The organism is Ensifer sp. (assembly GCF_035999185.1).
GTDB lineage: Bacteria > Pseudomonadota > Alphaproteobacteria > Rhizobiales > Rhizobiaceae > Ensifer.
Genome location: NZ_DASYHB010000170.1, coordinates 319,990 through 338,716, shown reverse-complemented (window position 1 = coordinate 338,716; position 18,727 = coordinate 319,990). Strand labels below are relative to the sequence as shown.

12 protein-coding genes are annotated in these 18,727 nt (G+C 63.4%); 3 read left to right on the top strand and 9 right to left on the bottom strand.

The genetic code is table 11. From position 1 onward, the window contains the following. Positions 1-8 precede the first annotated feature (8 nt). From VGO04_RS22915 to VGO04_RS22885, 7 genes are all read right to left on the bottom strand, one after another. Complete coding sequence (locus VGO04_RS22915) at positions 9-1,991, bottom strand: amidohydrolase (protein ID WP_327498251.1); 1,983 nt, start codon at positions 1,989-1,991, stop codon at positions 9-11. A 2-nt stretch (positions 1,992-1,993) separates the two neighbouring features. Next, positions 1,994-2,281, bottom strand: coding sequence for a XapX domain-containing protein (locus VGO04_RS22910; protein ID WP_327498250.1), 288 nt, complete (start codon positions 2,279-2,281; stop codon positions 1,994-1,996). 76 nt (positions 2,282-2,357) lie between these two features. Then, positions 2,358-3,008 carry a hydrolase gene (locus VGO04_RS22905; RefSeq protein ID WP_327498249.1) on the bottom strand — a complete coding sequence of 217 codons (651 nt, stop codon included), beginning with the start codon at positions 3,006-3,008 and terminating at the stop codon, positions 2,358-2,360. Between the two features lie 197 nt (positions 3,009-3,205). After that, positions 3,206-4,108, bottom strand: a complete 903-nt coding sequence (locus VGO04_RS22900; protein ID WP_327498248.1) for an AraC family transcriptional regulator — start codon at positions 4,106-4,108, stop codon at positions 3,206-3,208. Between the two features lie 244 nt (positions 4,109-4,352). Further along, the gene (locus VGO04_RS22895; protein WP_327498247.1) at positions 4,353-5,258 is read right to left on the bottom strand and encodes an AraC family transcriptional regulator; all 906 of its coding nucleotides are present in this window, start codon (positions 5,256-5,258) and stop codon (positions 4,353-4,355) included. A 131-nt stretch (positions 5,259-5,389) separates the two neighbouring features. Beyond that, positions 5,390-6,277 carry a helix-turn-helix domain-containing protein gene (locus VGO04_RS22890; protein WP_327498246.1) on the bottom strand — a complete coding sequence of 296 codons (888 nt, stop codon included), beginning with the start codon at positions 6,275-6,277 and terminating at the stop codon, positions 5,390-5,392. Between the two features lie 329 nt (positions 6,278-6,606). Then, on the bottom strand, positions 6,607-8,751 hold the full coding sequence (locus VGO04_RS22885; RefSeq protein WP_327498245.1) for a hypothetical protein: 2,145 nt from the start codon (positions 8,749-8,751) through the stop codon (positions 6,607-6,609). Between the two features lie 440 nt (positions 8,752-9,191). On the opposite strand from VGO04_RS22885, the gene katG reads away from it, so the two are divergent. The 3 genes from katG (at position 9,192) to VGO04_RS22870 (ending at position 16,154) form a co-directional block, all read left to right on the top strand. Then, positions 9,192-11,399: a catalase/peroxidase HPI gene (gene katG / locus VGO04_RS22880; RefSeq protein WP_327498244.1), complete on the top strand. Its 2,208-nt coding sequence runs from the start codon at positions 9,192-9,194 to the stop codon at positions 11,397-11,399. 426 nt (positions 11,400-11,825) lie between these two features. After that, the gene (locus VGO04_RS22875) at positions 11,826-12,941 is read left to right on the top strand and encodes an efflux RND transporter periplasmic adaptor subunit (protein ID WP_327498243.1); all 1,116 of its coding nucleotides are present in this window, start codon (positions 11,826-11,828) and stop codon (positions 12,939-12,941) included. Positions 12,942-12,944: 3 nt separating this feature from the next. Next, positions 12,945-16,154 carry a multidrug efflux RND transporter permease subunit gene (locus VGO04_RS22870; RefSeq protein WP_327498242.1) on the top strand — a complete coding sequence of 1,070 codons (3,210 nt, stop codon included), beginning with the start codon at positions 12,945-12,947 and terminating at the stop codon, positions 16,152-16,154. 178 nt (positions 16,155-16,332) lie between these two features. On the opposite strand, the gene VGO04_RS22865 is transcribed toward VGO04_RS22870, so the two are convergent. Together VGO04_RS22865 and VGO04_RS22860 are read right to left on the bottom strand one after the other, a co-directional pair. Continuing rightward, a complete protein-coding gene (locus VGO04_RS22865; protein ID WP_327498241.1) occupies positions 16,333-17,850 on the bottom strand; it encodes an FAD-dependent monooxygenase in 1,518 nt (505 codons plus the stop codon). A gap of 127 nt (positions 17,851-17,977) precedes the next feature. Continuing rightward, positions 17,978-18,700: a FadR/GntR family transcriptional regulator gene (locus VGO04_RS22860; protein ID WP_327498240.1), complete on the bottom strand. Its 723-nt coding sequence runs from the start codon at positions 18,698-18,700 to the stop codon at positions 17,978-17,980. Positions 18,701-18,727: the final 27 nt, after the last annotated feature.

Below are 18,727 nucleotides of genomic sequence, written 5' to 3'. Positions count from 1 at the left end.
ATCTCCCCTCATACTGCCCAGCAGGAGCAGCCAAGCGCGCCGAAGAAGCCCTTAAGATCGGCGATCGGCAGTTTCGAGGTCCAGGCGCCGGCATGGTCGTGGCCGTGCACGCCGCAATTGCTGGCGCAGCCGCAGTTCGTGATCGCCGTGCGCCGGAGCGAGTTCTTGCCGGCGCCATCGGGCTCGCCCCAGGCGGCATAGCCGCCGAAGGTCTTGACCGGCGACCAGTCGGGCATCGCCGGCGGGACCTTGTTCTCGTCGTGTGCGGTAAAATCGCCGGCCGCATAGACGACCTTGCCGCCGACAACAGTCAACTCCGACGTCAGGAACGAGATCTCGTCCTCGGGGCAGGCGAAGTAGTCCTTGTTGGGCACGATCAGGTCAGCAAACTGCCCCTTCTCGATCCGGCCCTTCTTGCCCTCTTCATTGGAAAACCACTGCACCTTCTCGGTCCACATCCGAAGCGCCGTCTCGCGATCGAGGCAATTGGCGCGCGGATAAAGCTGCAGGCCGCCGACGGTCTTGCCGGTCACCATCCACGACAGGGAGACCCAGGGGTTATAGGAAGCGACGCGGGTCGCATCGGTACCGGCCGACACATTGACGCCCTTCTCCAGCATGCGCTTGATCGGCGGTGTGGCTTCCGCCACGCCATGGCCGTAGCGTTCGACGAAGTATTCGCCCTGGTAGGCCATGCGGTGCTGGGTGGCGATGCCGCCGCCAAGGGCGGCGATCCGGTCGATCGAGCGGTCCGAAATCGTCTCGGCGTGGTCGAAGAACCAGTTCAAGCCTTCGAGCGGGATGTCCCTATTGACCTTCTCGAAGACGTCGAGCGCGCGGCTGATGGTCTCGTCATAGGTCGCATGCAGCCGCCAGGGCCAGCGGTTCTCGGCGAGCACTCGGACGACCTCCTCCAGTTCGCCTTCCATCTCCGGCGCCATCTCCGGGCGCGGCTGGCGGAAGTCCTCGAAGTCGGCGGCCGAAAACACCAGCATCTCGCCGGCGCCGTTGTGGCGGAAGTAGTCGTTGCCCTGCTTGTATTTGACCGACGAGGTCCAGTTCAGGAAGTCTTGCTTCTCTTCCTTCGGCTTCTGCGTGAAGAGGTTGTAGGCGAGGCGAACGGTCAGTTGCCCGTCATCGGAGAGCTTCTGGATAACGGCGTAATCGTCCGGATAGTTCTGGAAGCCGCCGCCGGCGTCGATAACGCTGGTGACGCCAAGACGATTGAGCTCGCGCATGAAATGCCGGGTCGAATTGACCTGGTAGTCGAAGGGCAGCTTCGGGCCCTTGGCAAGCGTCGAATAGAGGATGCCGGCATTGGGCTTGGCGAGCAGCAGCCCGGTCGGATTGCCGTTGGCATCGCGGGTGATCTCGCCGCCCGGCGGGTTGGGCGTATCCTTGCCATAGCCGACGGCGCGAAGGGCGGCACCGTTGAGCAAAGCGCGGTCATAAAGATGCAAGAGGAACACCGGCGTATCGGGGGCGATCGCATTGATCTCATCGATCGTCGGCAGGCGTTTCTCAGCAAACTGGTGTTCGGTGAAACCGCCGACCACGCGCACCCATTGCGGCGCAGGCGTGATCGCCACCTGCCGCTTCAGCATGTCCATCGCATCGGCAAGCGAGCGCACGCCGTCCCAGCGCAGTTCCATATTGAAGTTGAGACCCCCGCGCACAACGTGGGTGTGGTTGTCGTTCAAGCCTGGCAGAACGCGCTTGCCCTTGAGATCGATGATCTTTGTCGTTGATCCGGCAAGCGCCATGATTGTCCTGTTGTCGCCTACCGCCTGGATCAGACCGTCCTTGATGGCGACGGCGGTCGCGGCCGGATTGGCGCGATCAAGCGTGGTGACAAGGCCGTTGTGCAGGATCAGGTCGGGCGTCATCGAAGTGTCTCCGGTCGATTGGGCGCCGGCAGGACGGGCCGACGGAAAAAGAGCAGGCAGCGCCAATGACGAGGCGGCGCCGAGAAACGAACGTCGTGTCGGCATCGTCAGGCCCTTCCGTCTCTCGAGATCTCGTCGGCCGTCTTGCCGGCCGCCGTCTCGCCGCCAGGCAGATGCCCGAACACATGCGGCATGCATTGTCGGTTGAACCAGCTGACATTGATCGGCTCGCCCGAAAACAGGCGCTTGACCAGCGGCACCGACTGTTCGCCCACCAGGATGCCAAGCAGGCCGACGAGCGCGATGACCGGCGGCGCCGGCGAGCGGACGTTCAAAATGGAATAGATGACCCCGACGAGCAGCCCGGCGCCGAGCGAAAGAAGATACATCTTCATCGCCACCTCCTTTGCGGATGACATGGTCGCTCCGGTCGCCGCCAGCGACCGGAGCGCTCTTTTGGGAGGGCCGGCGTCAGTGGCCTTCGGAGGCGCCGAACATCGACTTGGCATAGATGATGCCGAGGCCGTAGGCGCCGCCGAACTTCTTGGCGATTCCGGTGGTCATGTCGTAGGTCTCGGTGCGGGCCCAGTCTCGTTGCAACTCGAGCATGTATTGCAGCGCGGTCATCGGCCGGACACCGGCCTGCACCATGCGATCCATGGCGCGCTCGTGCGCCTCGTCGGAAACGTCGCCGCAGGCGTCCGCGATGACATAAACCTCGAAGCCCTGGTCGAGCGCCGACAGCGTCGGGCCGACGATGCATACCGAAGTCCACAGACCACACATGACCAGGCGCTTCTTGCCGATGCGATTGACCTCTTCGATGACGGCGGCGTCTTCCCAGGTGTTCATCGAGGTGCGGTCGAGCAGCTTCTGGCCCGGGAAGGCCCCGGTGATTTCCTCGAACATCGGGCCGGAGAAGGTCTTCTCGGCGACGGTCGTCAGGATCGTCGAGACGCCGAATCCGGCGGCGGCGTGGGCGACCAGCGCTGCATTGTTGCGCAGAAGAACCGCGTCGATCGACTTGGTCGCAAACGACATCTGCGACTGGAAGTCGATCATGATCAGGGTGTGATCCTTGGGCGAGACGAGCAGTCTACCGGGGGTCGCTGTCGCGGACATGGTCGTGACCTCTTTCTGTTGAAAACGGAGCTCCGTTCGGAGAGCGTGAATTATGCCGCCGATAGACGTCGCGTTCTTGTCGCCAAAGGTGGATTTTTGAAAATTCCGCTCGCCACGCCGCAGAACGGCTCAGGCCGCTTTCGCGCGTTGACGTGCCCAGGTCGCCGCAAGATGACAGGCCACCGGCCGGCCGTTTGCTATTGGCTGCGGCGCCATTGGCGCGGCGTCGTGCCAACCGCCTGCACGAAGGCCCGCGTGAAATGGCTTTGATCCGAAAAGCCACAGGTCGTGGCGATCTCGCTGAGCGATGCCTGAGAAAAATGCAGGAAATGCTTGGCCTTCTCGATCCGCTGCTGCAGCAGCCAGCGATAAGGCGTGCTCCCCATCGTTTCCCGGAAAGCGCGCAGGAAGGTCGCCTGGGACAGGTTACAGGCGCCTGCCAGTTCCTCGACGGTGAGCTCGCCGTCAAGGCGGCTCTGCACCAGATCGCGGATCCGTGCCTGGGAGCGCTGCGACAATCGCCTGCCGCCGACGGCACTCTCGGCACGGCCGTTGCCGTATTGCCGCACCACATGGACGCCAATCGCCACGGAGAGTTGATCGACGAACAGCGCGCTTCGATCCATACTACCGTCCACACTCGCAAACAGGGCACCGAGCAGGCCGCCGAGCACCGGGTCCGGCGAACCGGCCAACGGGCGTAGTTCGCTGACACCGGCGAGATCCCCCGCGTCCGCGATACGGTCGAGCGCGCCCGCGCCGATCTCCAGCAGAGCAAAGTCAAACGTGCCGCTCAAATCGGCCTTGTAGTCGTCGCCGAAGTTCCGGACGTAGATGGCGTTTTGTTCAAACTCCTGGACGGCGCAATGGTGTTCCTGGAAGACACGGCGCCTGTGCCCGCCTGAAAGCGAAAGGCCGATCAGATAACCGCGACCGTTGGCCGGCGTGGCTACCCTTCCAGGAGGGCCCGCGGCGGATCGCTTGCGGTGAAACACCAGGTCGCGACCTTCGATCGTCCGGTTATCGTCGAGCCTGTCGAGCGAACAACCAAGGCTGTCACGCGGAGGCGCGCCAGATGGGTTAACGGACGGCCCGCTCAATGCCTTCTCTCCTCAACCCGCCAATCGCACGCCGCTGGTGCCGACCGCGACACCACAAGGCACCGGCTCGGAACAAGATCGACACGCCGGTCGCAGTTCGGGTGATAGGCCTCCATCCAGTCCATCTCAAGCACAGCATTTCATCCCAAGAAAACACGGATAATCGTCCTGTTCGACATCTTGGTTCTTGCACGGATGTCATGCGTTTTGAACAATTTGCGTGAGGGCGCGCCCTCTTTGTCCGCTAATCCCCAGCCCGATACGCGGCCACCGAAATCGGCCGCTTCTTTTTACGGTAGCGCGCCGGTGTCTCGCCGACCGCGCCGGTGAAGACGCGGGTCATGTGGCTCTGGTCGGCAAAACCACACTGGATTGCGATCTCGGCGAGGGGGGCGTCCTCACCCAGACATTCCTTGACGCGCGCAACGCGGTACTCGGTCAGCCATCTGGAAGGCGTGCATCCGAAGCTTTCCTTGAAGGCCTTGTTGAAATAGCTGCGCGAAAGCTCGCACTGCGTTGCGAGATCGCCCACCGAAAACGGCGTGTTGAAATGCGCGACGAGAAACTCCGTCGCCAACCTTTCCTGCCAGGGCGCTAACGTTCCTTTCTTGTCGACCGGAAAGTGCAAACCGCCGTAGGTCTGGCTGAGATGCGCGAGCGCCGCCAGACTGATCTGCTCGACGAAGAGCGGGTTGGCGCGAGCGGGTTCGTCGAGCGACGGCAGCAGCGCCTGCGCAAGACCGAACATGACCGGATCCGCGCGCCCCTGCACCGGCGCAAGCGACACGTACTCGCCGCGTCCCGCCTGCTCCGCAAACGCGCGCATGCTGGCGAAGGGGATGTGGAAGCGGACATTGTCGAAGGGGGAAAGATGGTGGCACTGCCATTGATCGCGCAGATCGGTGATCGCGATCGACGCCTTGGGGTGACCGCCCTCGAACACGAGCTCACCGCGCCGCCACAAGCGATGCGCATCGAAATCACGCATCTGGACGATGACGTTGAAGGCCTCGGCAACGGGAATGGCTGGCGCCAGCTGCAGATCGAAGCGATCGGAACAGGTTCGCGTGACAGTGATTTGCCCGGCCGAGATCGACTTGACCGTGGGCCTTGGCGCACGCTCGTCTTTCATTGCTTCATGCAAGGCCATCGGTCAGCACCTCCCGATTTCCAGCGCGACTGGCCGCTGCCCGCAACGGATGTAGCAGCGGCTTGGCCGGCGCACTATAGCGACAATTTGCCAGAGCGCCGACACCGCTTTTCGTATGATGCCGGACATTGCTACTGCAGCCAACGTGCGCGCCAGGCCGAGGGCGACACACCGGTCACCGTGCGAAATGCTTCGGTAAAGTGCGCCTCGTCGGCAAAGCCGCAGCGCGCTGCGATTGTGGCGAGTGGCTCGCCACCTCCCGTCAGATAGTGTTTTGCCCGGCCGATGCGGTAGCGCAACAACCATTGCTCCGGCGCCTGCCCGGTCACGGACACGAAACCGGCGGCTAGATCGTCTTCGGTCAGATGCGTTGCTGCCGCTGTTTCGGCAAGCGAGAAATCCTCCGTCCAGTGGTCGATCATGAAATCCTTGACCGCCTTCTCCTGCCATATCGAAAGACCGGCGTCGCTGGCCCCTGCCCGCTCCGGATAGGAGTGCAGCAAATGCGCGCAGATGGCGATCGCAATATGCGGGAGAACGGGGCCGGGACCATTGTCGTCCTCGCCAAACAACGGTAGCAGCGCCTGCGCGAGGTTCAGCATGACATCGTCGATCTCGCCGCGCAGGCAGCGAAGGCCGGTCAGGCTTGGAGCGAGCGCAAACTCGGACACTTCGCGAAACAGCCTTCGCGGCAAATGGAACCCGAGCGCGTCGAGATCGCTGACGAGCCGCACGTTGGCGCCGTGCGCCAGATCGACGAGACAGATTGATCCCTGCCTGTAACGCTGGATGTCGCCGTCGCAGCCATCATCCGTTACATCGCAGTGCATGACGTCTTTGAAGTAGAGCATCAAAAAATAGGAGTCGTCCGCAGGCAGCCGAACGAGACGCCCCAGCTCACCGTCCAGACGGCAACGAAGGCGTGTGACCGAAAACCGGGCGTCGCGGACGGGATGCGTCACGAGAACGGAGGCGTCCGGCTCGCCGAAACAGGCTCCAACACCGTTTGCCACTGTCATTGTCTATCTACCCTCGCCTCCGGGCGATGGAGTTCGCTTTTGCGCATGCGCCACACCGATACGCGAACGACCGCCTGGGCTCTCGTGAAGGGATCCGGAATCGTTGCGCAGACAACATGCCGCGAGCGGGTTGCAATGTCTTGTACCGATTGCTCACATTTGGCCGCAAACAACGCCGATCTGTCGCAAACCTCCCCGGCCGCGGCGTGTCGTCCAGGAAGAACGGCAACGTCCCGTCCTTTTCCGGCGCAGCGGCCGGATGGTGCTTTTGGCCGGTGCTCGACGACTTGCGGCGGACCCGATCATCTGACCGGGTCCGCCGCCGCTTTTTATTGAGCCGAGGCTTCGAGATCGACCTTGTCGAGAAGAAGCGCCGGGTTCTCGGCAGCGCCGATCAGTTCCAACGCGCCAACGCCCGCGTCCTCCTTGGACTTGACCGTCAGCGTGAAGGTGCCAGGCTTGCCGATGAACTGCGTCACGGCAGTTGCCGCGTCCTGCAGTTTCGGCTGCGTGGCAGCAAGATGCTGCACACCCGCGCTCGTCATCAACAGGAGGAGACCGCGAACGCTCTCCTCGGTCATGTGGTTTTCCTCGGCGTAGAACTTGATGCCCTTCTCCATCATGCCCTTGTCATCGATCTTGAGCTTCACCTCGCGGGCGGTGAGGCCGAAGAGCGCCATCTGCGCCGCGTTCAGGTCCCCGGAGAAGAAGTCCTTGCTGGCTCCGCCGAGCAGTCCGGAAAGAGCGAAGCTACCGAGATCCTTGCCGCTCAAGGAGATATCCTTGACGACGAGGTTCTCGCTCGGCTCATCCCAGGCAAGTTCGACATTGGCGGAGAAGGACAACGTGTCGAGACCAATCTTGCGCAGCGCCTTGAAGCTTTCGTCCGCAGCGTCCGCCGGGATTGGCATGCTCAAATCCCGGTAGCTGACCCGCACGTCCGTCGGGATGCCGTTGCGCGGCTTGTTCAGCGCGACCTCATACGTGTCGAGCGTGAACCGGACACGCTCCGGGACGCTCGGCACGGCCGTCTCGACGGGCGGCGCTTCGGTCGCGGTTTCGCCCTGAACCTCGGCCTCGGCTTCTGCATCCGGCGCCGGTTCGGCGCCGACCGGCGGTTCGGCCTCGCTGGCGCTCGCGTCTTCTTCGCTGGTTTCCCCGTCCGTCAGAGCTGACGGGTCGCTGCCGGGCATATCCACGGCCAACCCCGCAACCCGGATCGTGCCGAACTCAGGCATCAGCGTGGTGTAAGGGAAGGTTTCGAATTCCTCCTCCTTCAGTCCCGCCAGCTTTGTCAGCGCCTCCATTGTCGGCGCCCAGGAAAAGCCCTTGATGCTCGCTTCGGCGAACTTGAAGTAGTCGTCGCCTTCACCGGCGGACGCCCCATAGATGGCGCCATCAAAGGTTCGGCCATCGAGCTGGAGCACCATCTTGTCGAGAGCGAGCTTGACGGTCTTGCCTGCTTCGCCGTCCTTCTGCGGAACGTCCATCTTCAGGCCAAGCATCTCGATGTCGCCCTTGCCGAGCATGTCGGCAAGCGAAAGGATGCGCTTGAAAAACGTCTGGCGCTCCTCCGGGGGCAGGGCTTCCGGGTCGCTGACCGATTGAAGCTTCTCGAGCGTTTCAAGAAGCGGGTCGGCCGGCATGCGGACGCTGAGACCGCTGCTACGCACTTCGTCATAACCGAAACGCGACTTGCTGTCGGAGAAGGAAAGGTTTTTCACCGAGATCGGACCGTAGAGCGGCTTCGGCTCCTTGTCTTCGGGACCGGCCTTTTGCGTGTAGATGCGGGCCATGTAGGCCACGTCAAAGGTCTCACCGGTCACGGCACCCATCGTGCCGTCCGTCTTCTCGCGTTTCGTTGCGCCTTCGCCATCCGGAACATCCATGGCGAACGTGAATGTCGCACCGCTTGCCGAGTAGCGCGCGACCCGACCGCCGGCGATGTCTTCCAGCGCGACGTCCTTATAGACAGTCTTCTGTTCGGAACCGGCAACGTTTTGCGTAACGCTGACTTCAGCCGCCGACACCTTCTGCGCCGCGAACCGTTCGATACGCTTCAACAGATCGGCTTGGTCGCCGCTTGCAGACAAGTCGCCGGCTGAGAAGAAGTCCGGCTGGTCGATTGTCGCCTGCGGCACGGAAAGCTTGGCCGCCTTCAGATCAAGTTCCAGGCCCTGCACGTCGAGCTTGCCGCTGAGCGAAAAGATCTTGGGACGTCCGTCGATCGCGGCGATGCGCGCAGTGGCGCCGTTGGCGAAAGGCAGCGTGACGTCGCGCAGATGAATGCGCCCGAGGAAGTCGGCCTCGACGGACCCGGCCTTGCCGCCGCGCTCGGTGATGAACGTTCCGACTGCCCTCTCGAGCATGAACTTGCCGCCGATGACACCGGTCGCCGCAATTGCGATCACTGCCACGGCAGCCCAAAGAGCCTTGCGACGGCCGTTGCCGCTGCTCGTTTCTGTCTGCGCCACGATTTCGGTCCTTTCACCACGTGAAAAATGGAAAGTGAGTCTTTGCGCGTGTGACTAAACTTAAGTGCCGCCGTCCGCAAGTTTGGCGGGTGTGCTGTGCACCAATATCTTCCGTGGGCTGCAGCCGCATGCCGCAGCCCTCCTGTCATCAAGGATGTACAAAACGACTGCAAGCATCACCCTGCGAGCCGTCTGCGCAAAATATTAGCAATAGGATTTCCTTATCGCGCCAATCAGGAAATCCAACTTAAATTAATCAATCCGCTTTGCTAGAGTCCGCGAACCAAAGAGGGAGACGCAGCCAGTGGCGAGACCGCTTCGCGGAACGAGATCCAGCGACGGCACACGAAGCGCCGCATTCCGGGCCGGCCAGAATGCCGGCCTGCGGCACCTGTTTTTCCTCTGACCGCACAATTCACGTCATCCAAAGGGAGATGAAAATGGACGCGAAAGCCGAGAAAACGGGCAAATGTCCCGTCATGCACGGAGCTCAGACGAGCGCTCAATCCGTAGGCACCTCGAACCGGGACTGGTGGCCGAACCAGCTCAACCTGAAGATCCTTCACCAGAATTCGGCGCTCTCCGACCCGATGGGCGAGACGTTCAATTATGCCGAGGAGTTTGGCAAGCTTGACCTGCAGGCGCTGAAGAATGACCTCACGGCGCTGATGACCGATACGCAGGACTGGTGGCCGGCCGACTTCGGCCATTACGGCCCGCTCTTCATTCGCATGGCCTGGCACAGCGCCGGCACCTACCGCACCGGCGACGGCCGTGGCGGCGCCGGTGCCGGGCAGCAGCGTTTCGCGCCGCTCAACAGCTGGCCGGACAACGTCAATCTCGACAAGGCGCGCCGGCTCCTGTGGCCGATCAAGCAGAAATACGGCAACAGCATTTCCTGGGCCGACCTGATGATCCTGACCGGCAACGTCGCGCTGGAATCGATGGGCTTCAAGACCTTCGGTTTCGCCGGTGGCCGTCCCGATGTCTGGGAACCGGAGGAAGACATCTACTGGGGCACAGAGAAGACCTGGCTCGACGACAAGCGCTACTCGGGCGACCGCGACCTCGAAAATCCGCTGGCTGCCGTGCAGATGGGCCTCATCTACGTGAACCCGGAAGGCCCGAACGGCAATCCGGATCCGCTCGCCGCCGCACGCGACATCCGCGAAACCTTCGCACGCATGGCCATGAACGACGAGGAAACCGTGGCCCTGATCGCCGGCGGTCACACGTTCGGCAAGACCCATGGCGCCGGCGACGCTTCCAATGTCGGCCGCGAGCCGGAAGCTGCCGGCATCGAGGAACAGGGCCTCGGCTGGGCGAACACCTACGGCAGCGGCCGTGGCGGCGATACCATCAGCAGCGGCCTTGAAGTGACCTGGACGACGACGCCGACCAAGTGGAGCAACAACTTCTTCTGGAACCTGTTCGGCTACGAGTGGGAACTGACGAAGAGCCCGGCCGGCGCACATCAGTGGACGCCGAAGCATGGCATGGGTGCCAATACCGTGCCGGACGCGCATGACAAGTCGAAGCGTCACGCACCCTCGATGCTGACGACGGACCTCGCGCTGCGCGTCGACCCGGCCTACGAGAAGATCGCGCGGCACTTCTACGAGAACCCGGACGCCTTCGCCGACGCCTTTGCCCGCGCCTGGTACAAGCTGACCCATCGCGACATGGGCCCGCGCGCCCGCTACCTCGGCCCGGAAGTGCCGGCGGAAGACCTGATCTGGCAGGACCCGGTACCGGCTGTCGCTCATCCGCTCGTCGACGCTGCCGACATCGCCGGCCTCAAGGCGAAGATCCTCGCTTCGGGTCTTTCGGTCTCCGAGCTGGTCTTGACCGCCTGGGCATCTGCGTCCACCTTCCGCGGCTCCGACAAGCGCGGCGGCGCCAACGGCGCGCGCATCCGTCTTGCTCCGCAGAAGGACTGGGAGGTCAACCAGCCGGCTGTGCTCGCCCGGGTCCTGGAAACGCTCGAAGGCATCCAGCAGGCCTTCAATGGCGCCCAGTCCGGCGGCAAGCAGGTATCGCTCGCCGACCTGATCGTTCTCGGCGGCGCGGCGGCAATTGAAAAGGCGGCGAGAGCTGCCGGCCACGACGTCGAGGTGCCGTTCGCGCCGGGCCGTACGGACGCCACGCAGGAGCAGACGGATATCGAGTCCTTTGCCGTTCTCGAGCCGATCGCCGACGGTTTCCGCAACTACCAGAGGGGCCAGTACTCGGTTTCTCCGGAAGAGCTGCTGATCGACAAGGCGCAGCTGCTGACGCTGACGGCACCGGAAATGACGGTCCTCGTCGGAGGTCTGCGCGTGCTGGGCGCCAACTATGGCGCGTCCAAGCACGGCGTCTTCACCGATCGCCCCGAAACGCTCAGCAACGATTTCTTCGTCAAGCTGCTCGACATGAGCACGGCCTGGAAGGCGACGTCCGATGCAAAGGACGTCTTCGAAGGGACGGACCGCAAGACCGGAGAAAGCAAGGCGACGGCAACCCGCATCGACCTCGTCTTCGGCTCGAATTCGCAGCTTCGCGCCATTGCCGAGGTCTACGGACAGACGGACTCGAAGACGAAGTTCGTGCGCGACTTCGTTGCGGCATGGAACAAGGTGATGAACGCCGACCGTTTCGATCTCGTCTGAGAAATCGGCTCGGCTCACCGACACGAACGAAAGGTCCCGGCACCAGCCGGGACCTGTTTTATTTGGCGCCCACGCGCAGACAACATCACCTGAGGTTGCAGGCTCGAAACCGCCGCTCCCGCTGCCGCGCCCACACGTTAAACGATTTTCCATCAAACGCTGCACGCAACCACAGCGGCGAAAGTCTCGCACCGCCATGCCCTGCGCCGCCGACGACGCGTTTCACACAAACCATTGCTTTTGTGACAAGTTCCGTTTCAAAACACGCGTTCCCGGCAAATCCACTGCCATTAATTGCTTCATTTCTTATCAATCACAGATTGCGTGACTTGGCATGGAGAACGTGTTCTGATTTCATCGCATTGAGGACGCCTCACCGGGCGTGCTGAAGTCATTTCAAGCTGTTTCGTTCAGGGGGAACGTTGCATGCCGCATATGAGAATCCTCGCCGCTTCGTTTTCATCAACCCTTCTTTTCGCAGTCAGCCTCACGGCGCAGACCGCCTTTGCCCAGCAGCAGGCACCGGCCGTGGTCGTGGCGCCCGCCGCAATCATGGATCTGCGTGAAAGCGTCGACCTGACCGGCAAGGTGACGGCGATCCAGAAGGTCGACATCCGGGCTCGCGTCTCCGGCTTCCTCGAGGCCGTCAACTTCACCGAGGGGCAGAAGGTTCCAGCCGGGACGGTGCTCTATCAGGTCGAAGACGGTGCATACCGCGCTGCAGTCCAGGAGATCGAAGGCCAGATCGAGGCCGCCGAAGCGGCCAAGGAACTTGCGATCCTTGAACGCGACCGCGCCGGACAGCTCCTCGTCACCAAGACGATCTCGCAGGCCAAGGTCGACGAAGCTCATGCCGAAGTCCGTAAGGCCGAAGGCGATCTGGTGCGGCTGAAGGGAAGCAAGGACAATGCCGACCTCAACCTTTCCTACACGAAGATCGTCGCGCCCTTCGACGGTATCATCGGCTTGACGGCCGCCGACGTCGGCGCACTCGTCGGCCCGGACAGCGGGCCACTCGTAACGCTCACCCGGCTCGACCCGATCTACGTCCAGTTCCCGGTCGCCACCGCGCTCTATCTCACCTATCGCGAGCGCGTGCTGAAGGGCGAAATCAGCGGCGGCGCCAATGTCGGGCTTGGGCTGCCCAACGGCACGGAATACAAGCAGAAGGGCACGATCAACTTCATCGCCAGCAACGTCTCGCAAGGGACCGACACGGTGACCGTGCGCGCCGAGTTTCCCAATCCGGACAGCATTCTGCTCGACGGCGCGCTGGTTCGTGTCGTGCTCGAACAATCCGACAAGCAGGACGTTTTGGCCGTGCCGCAGCAGGCGATCCAGCGCGACCAGCAGGGCGCCTTCGTGCTGGTGGTCGACGCCAGTTCCAAGGTCGAGCTTCGCCGTGTCGACGTGACACGCAACACCCGCGGCCAGGCCGTGATCGGCAAGGGTCTGAAAGAGGGCGAAAACGTCATTACCGAAGGCGCCGGCAAGGTCCGGCCGGGCATCACCGTCGATGCTGCAACGGCAGCAGGTGGCTGACCGATGATTTCAGAGATCTTCATCGATCGCCCGCGCTTCGCCACGGTCATTTCCATCGTGCTGACGCTGGCGGGTCTGCTCGCGCTCACCCGCCTGCCGGTTGCGCAATTCCCCGACATCGTGCCGCCGCAGGTCAGCGTCACGGCAAGCTATCCGGGCGCCGGCGCCGACGTCGTAGAAACGACCGTCGCCCAGCCGATCGAGAGCAAGGTCGTCGGTGTCGACGACATGCTCTACATGAAATCGACCAGCGGCGCCGACGGGTCCTACACCCTGACCGTCACCTTCGCCGTCGGCACCGACCCCGACATCGCCACCGTCAACGTGCAGAACCGCGTGTCGCTGGCCGAAGCGGGCCTGCCCTCAGAGGTCAAGCAAAGCGGCGTCAGCGTGCGCAAGAAGTCCTCGGCGCTGATGCAGGTGATCACCATCTATGGCGCCGACGAGAAGCAGAACTTCGACAACCTGTTCCTGTCGAACTATGCCACCATCAACGTGCTCGACACGGTCAAGCGCGTGCCCGGTGTCGGCGACGCCCAGCTTTTCGGCGCCCAGGACTATGCGATGCGCGTCGTCCTCGACGTCGACCGCATGACCAGCCTCGACCTGACGCCGACCGACGTGATCAACGCGCTGAAGGCCCAGAACGTCCAGGCCGCCATCGGCCGCATCGGCGCTCAGCCGATGACCGACGACCCGCTGTTCCAATTGAACCTGCAGACGCAGGGACGTCTCACCGATCCCAAGCAATTTGAGGACGTGGTGCTTCGCGCAAGGCCCGACGGCTCCTATGTCCGCATCCGCGACGTCGCGCGGGTCGATCTCGGCGCATCCAGCTCGGATTCCAGCGCCCGCTTCAACGGCAAGCCCGTCGCCATGATCGGCACGTACCAGGCGCCCGGCGCCAATGCGCTCGCCGCCGCCGAAGGCGTGCAGCAGGCGATGGAGCGGCTGTCGAAGTCCTTCCCGCCGGGGGTGACCTACGCGATCTCCTACGACACATCGCAATTCGTCGAGGCGAGCGTCGACAACGTCGAGGAAACGTTGCTGGAGGCCTTCGTCCTCGTCATTCTCGTCGTGTTCCTTTTCCTCGGCAACTGGCGCGCGACGCTGATCCCGCTCGTCGCCGTGCCGGTGGCGCTGATCGGCACCTTTGCGGTGCTGCTGGCCATGGGCTTCTCGCTCAATACGGTGTCGCTGCTGGCCCTCGTGCTGGCGATCGGCATCGTCGTCGACGACGCGATCGTTGTCGTCGAAAACGTCGAACGGGTGATGGAAGAAAACCCGGGCCTGTCCGCCGCCGAAGCCGCCCGGCGCGCCATGGGCGAGATTACCGGCGCCATCGTCGCAATTACGCTGGTGCTGCTTTCGGTCTTCGTACCGGTCGCCTTCATCCCGGGCCTCAGCGGCCAGCTGTTCCAGCAGTTCGCCGTCGCCGTTTCAGTCTCCATGGTGATCTCGGCAATCAACGCGCTGACGCTCAGCCCTGCCCTTTGCGGCGTGCTCCTGAAGCCGCACCACGGACCGAAACGCGGCGTCCTCGGCTACATCTCGCGCACCATCGACAAGGGGCGCGACGGTTATGCCTTTGTCGCCGGGCACATTGCCCGCCGCGCAATCATCGGCCTCGTCCTTCTGGCCGTCGCATTCGTGGCGACCGGCTTCCTTTTCCGTGTCGTTCCGACCGGCTTCCTGCCGGCGGAAGACCAGGGGGCCTTCTTCACCGAAATCCGCCTGCCGGAAGGCGCCTCCTTCAACCGCACCGACGCGGTCGTAAAGGAAGTGGAGACGATGCTTGGCGGGATCGAAGGCGTTGCCAATGTGATCACCGTCACCGGCTATTCCTTCCTCGACGGCCTCTCCAAGTCGAACTCGGCCTTCGCGATCGTCACGATGAAGCCTTTCGCAGAGCGCCTGAACGACAGTGCAGGCGTCGAAGCGGCGATCCGCACGACCATGGGCAAGGCCCAGGCGATCCGCGGCGCGCAGATCTTCGCCTTCAACCTGCCGCCGATCATGGGCCTTGGTACAGGCTCGGGCTTCGAGTACCAGCTGCTCGACCTGCAGGGTCGCTCCGTCGCCGATCTCTCGGCGACGGCGGGTGGCCTCATCATCGCGGCCAACCAGAACCCGGTTCTCGGTCCCACCTTCACCACCTATTCGGCGAGCTCGCCGCAGCTCTATCTCGATATCGACCGCGACCGCCTGCAGTCGCTCGGCGTCTCGGTCAGCGACCTCTTCACCACGCTGCAAGGCACGCTCGGCAGCTACTACGTCAACGACTTCAACCTCTTCGGCCGCACCTGGAAGGTGACGTTGCAGGCAGCCCAGGCCGACCGAAACGCCGTCGACGACATCCAGCGGCTGCACGTGCGCAATGTGAACGGCGAGATGGTGCCCGTCGCCTCGGTCGCCAAGGTCGATTACATCCTCGGACCGCAGTCGATCGTGCGCTACAACAACTATCGCTCGATCACGCTGAACGGCCAGCCGTCCGCCGGCCATTCGTCCGGCGAGGCGCTTGCGGCGATGGAGGCGCTTTCAGCCTCCACCCTGCCGCCCGGATACAGCTTCGAGTGGACCGGAACGGCGCTGCAGGAACTGGAAGCGGCCGGCAAGACGACGGCCATCCTCGCCATGGCCGTGCTCTTTGCCTACCTCTTCCTGGTGGCGCTCTATGAAAGCTGGACGATCCCCATACCGGTGCTGCTGTCGGTCGCCTTCGGGGTCTCGGGTGCTCTCTTGTCTGTGCTTGTCGCCGGGCTCTCCTTCGACATCTATGCCCAGATCGGGCTCGTCGTCTTGATTGCGCTCGCCTCCAAGAACGCGATCCTGATCGTCGAGTTCGCCATGGCGCACCGCAAGGCCGGCGCCAGCATCGTCGATGCGGCGATCGAGGGTGCACGCGCCCGCTTCCGCGCCGTGATGATGACGAGCTTCGCCTTCATTCTCGGCCTGGTGCCGCTGGTGATTGCCAAGGGGGCAGGCGAACTCAGCCGACGTGCGGTCGGCACCGGTGTCGCCGGCGGCATGCTCGCCGCCGCCGTCGTCGGCATCTTCGTCATTCCGGCACTCTACGTCGCTTTCCAGTGGCTGCGCGAACGCGGCCACAAGATCGTCGGCATATCGAAGCATCCGCCAAGCGACGCGGCTGACGGCACATCCGGCGGCGACGGCTCGGCCGAGACAAAACCGGCTCCCGCCGCACACTGATGGGCGACCTTTGCGCGCCTGATAAGGCGCGCAACGTTCTAGCGGAAACGAAACCAATGCAGCCGGGGGTGGGACCAATCAGCCCGCTCCCGGCTTCTTCATTTCCGGCTGCCTCCGCGAGCGTCGCTCGACCGGCCATCCGGTTGTGGACCACCGGAAATGAACGAAAGATGCAAGCTCACGACGGAACGATCTGCCGATCGGCGAGGTAGGCACCGAACAGCTCGTGCGCCTGTTTCTCGGCGGCAAGCGCCACGTAGGTATCCGGACGCAGGAGATAGGCGGCGCCCTTGACCAAGCCTGCCGCCGCGTGCTCCTCGAGCCACGGGAAAACATGGAGGGGCAGTCCGCGTGCCGCACACCATTGTCTCATTCCATCATCCGCAACGCCGTAGACATGCACTTGCCAGGTGATGGCGGAAAGCGGCTGATAATTGTCCCACTCGCCCGCCATGACCCAGGGGAGCCGGTCGCCGCCCTGAACCGAGCCCGCGACGCCGCGGCTCAAGCGACCGTCGCGATAATTCAGCTGTGTTTGCGAGAGAATGCGGAACAGGAATTCCCTGATGCGTGCGAAACGGTAGGCGACGCCCGCCAGGGCGGGAGCAATGTAAATGCGCACGAGATCGACGAGACGTCCTCCAGCCGTCACGAAAGTGAACAGGCGGTCCGTGGTGGCGACAAGCTGACGGGCAAAAGCGATGCGCTCTTCTTCATAACTGTCGAGCAGCCTGTCGGGTGCCTGTCCCCTCAGAACCGCCGCGAGCTTCCAGGCAAGGTTGATCGCATCGCCGATCCCGGTGTTCATCCCCTGCCCGCCGACGGGGCTGTGCACATGGGCTGCGTCGCCCAGCAGAAACACGTTTCCTTGCCTGAAGCGATCGGCGACACGATGATGGACGCGGTAGGTGGAGAACCAGTTGACCCTGTCGATGGTGAGCCGCAAGCCGTCGATAGCCCGATGGCTGACATCCTCGAAAGTGAGCTGCCGCGCATCCTCGCGCGCCTCCCGCACGAGGCCGATCAAGCGGCCGCGTCCCTTGGCGTAGGCAAGCAGGGCGACAAAGTCGCTCGTGTCGAGCGATATATGTGCCTCACCGTTGGCCGTGGGGCCGCTCGCCTCGACATCGGCAACATAGAAAGTCTGGTCGTAGGTGCCACCCTCAAAATCGATCGCCAGCCTGTGACGGACCGTCGAGCGGGCACCATCACAGCCGGCAAGATACCGGGTCGTGCAAAGCTCCTCGCTGCCGTCAGGCAGCCGAAGGCGCGCGGTTACCTGGTCGGCTCCTACATCGAAATCGACAAGCTCGGTCTGCCGCTCGACGACAATACCCATGGCTTCAAGGCGGGACGCAAGCAGGCGTTCATGGTGATCCTGCGGAAAGACGAGAACAAACGGATAGGGCGTCAGCTTCGCGCCGGTCGGAGCGAAGGCTATATGCGCCCTGACGTGCCCCCTCGCCCACAGATTGACGGCGGGGTTGCAGCGTCCCGCCTCGACCACCGCCGCGGCCAGATCGAGCTGTCGGTAGAGTTCAAGCGTGCGGGCATGCACCACCATAGCCCGCGATGTGGGGCCGGGGCCGGCGTTCCGGTCGATGATGCGCACCCTCACGCCTTGGGCGGTGAGCCAGAGAGCGAGCACCAGCCCGGTCGGTCCGGCGCCAACAATCAGGACATCCCGTTCTGCCACCCCCGCCCTCCGGTGCCGCGAGCGGACCGCCACCGACGGTCAGGCGCGGCGTCGCTTATGTCCGCCAATCGCGGCAGCCTACGCAAAGGCGACTGGCAAATCCACCACGGTCGCAGGGCGATGGGGGCTACGGCCAGCCGCGTTGCCTCAGGTTCTCGAAAAGCCGCTCCTGGCCCACTTTGATCACGTGCTCCATGGCGCTTCGCGCGCCCTCTTCGTTGCGCAGCCGGATCTCTTCGACGATGCGGATGTGAGCAACGGCAACGCGATCGATCTCGGCTTCGTCAGCTGCCGAGTTGCTCAATCGGAAAACACCGATCAACGCCGCTTCGATCAGGCTTCCGACTGTCTGCATGAACGGGTTGAGCGAGGCTTCGAGCAGACGCAGGTGGAATTCGAGGTCGGCCCGCGCCAGCGTCTGCGCGCTGTGTCCGGCATCGCCCATGGCGACCGCCAGCCGCATCATCTGCGAGATGTCCGCGTTGGTGGCGCGCCGCGCAGCGAGCCCTGCCGCAAAAGGTTCGAGCGCCAGACGAACCTCACTCACATGACGCAGGAAATCTTCGTCGACACCGGCCCTGAAATGCCACGCAAGCACGTCGCCATCAAACAGGTTCCAGCTTGCCCGCGGTTGAACACGGGTGCCGATGCGGGCGCGCGCGACAACGAGCCCCTTGGCGGCAAGCGTCTTCATCGCCTCGCGCAGCACCGTGCGGGAAACATTGAAGCGTGCCGCAAGCTCGGCGTCACCGGGCAGGATATCTCCGACGGCGAATTCCCCTCCGACGATCGCCTGGCCGAGCTCTTCCACGACGAGCCGATGGCTTGTCCTTTTGCGCGGCTGCTTCAAGGAGGGCCACATCTCACGAACCCGGAC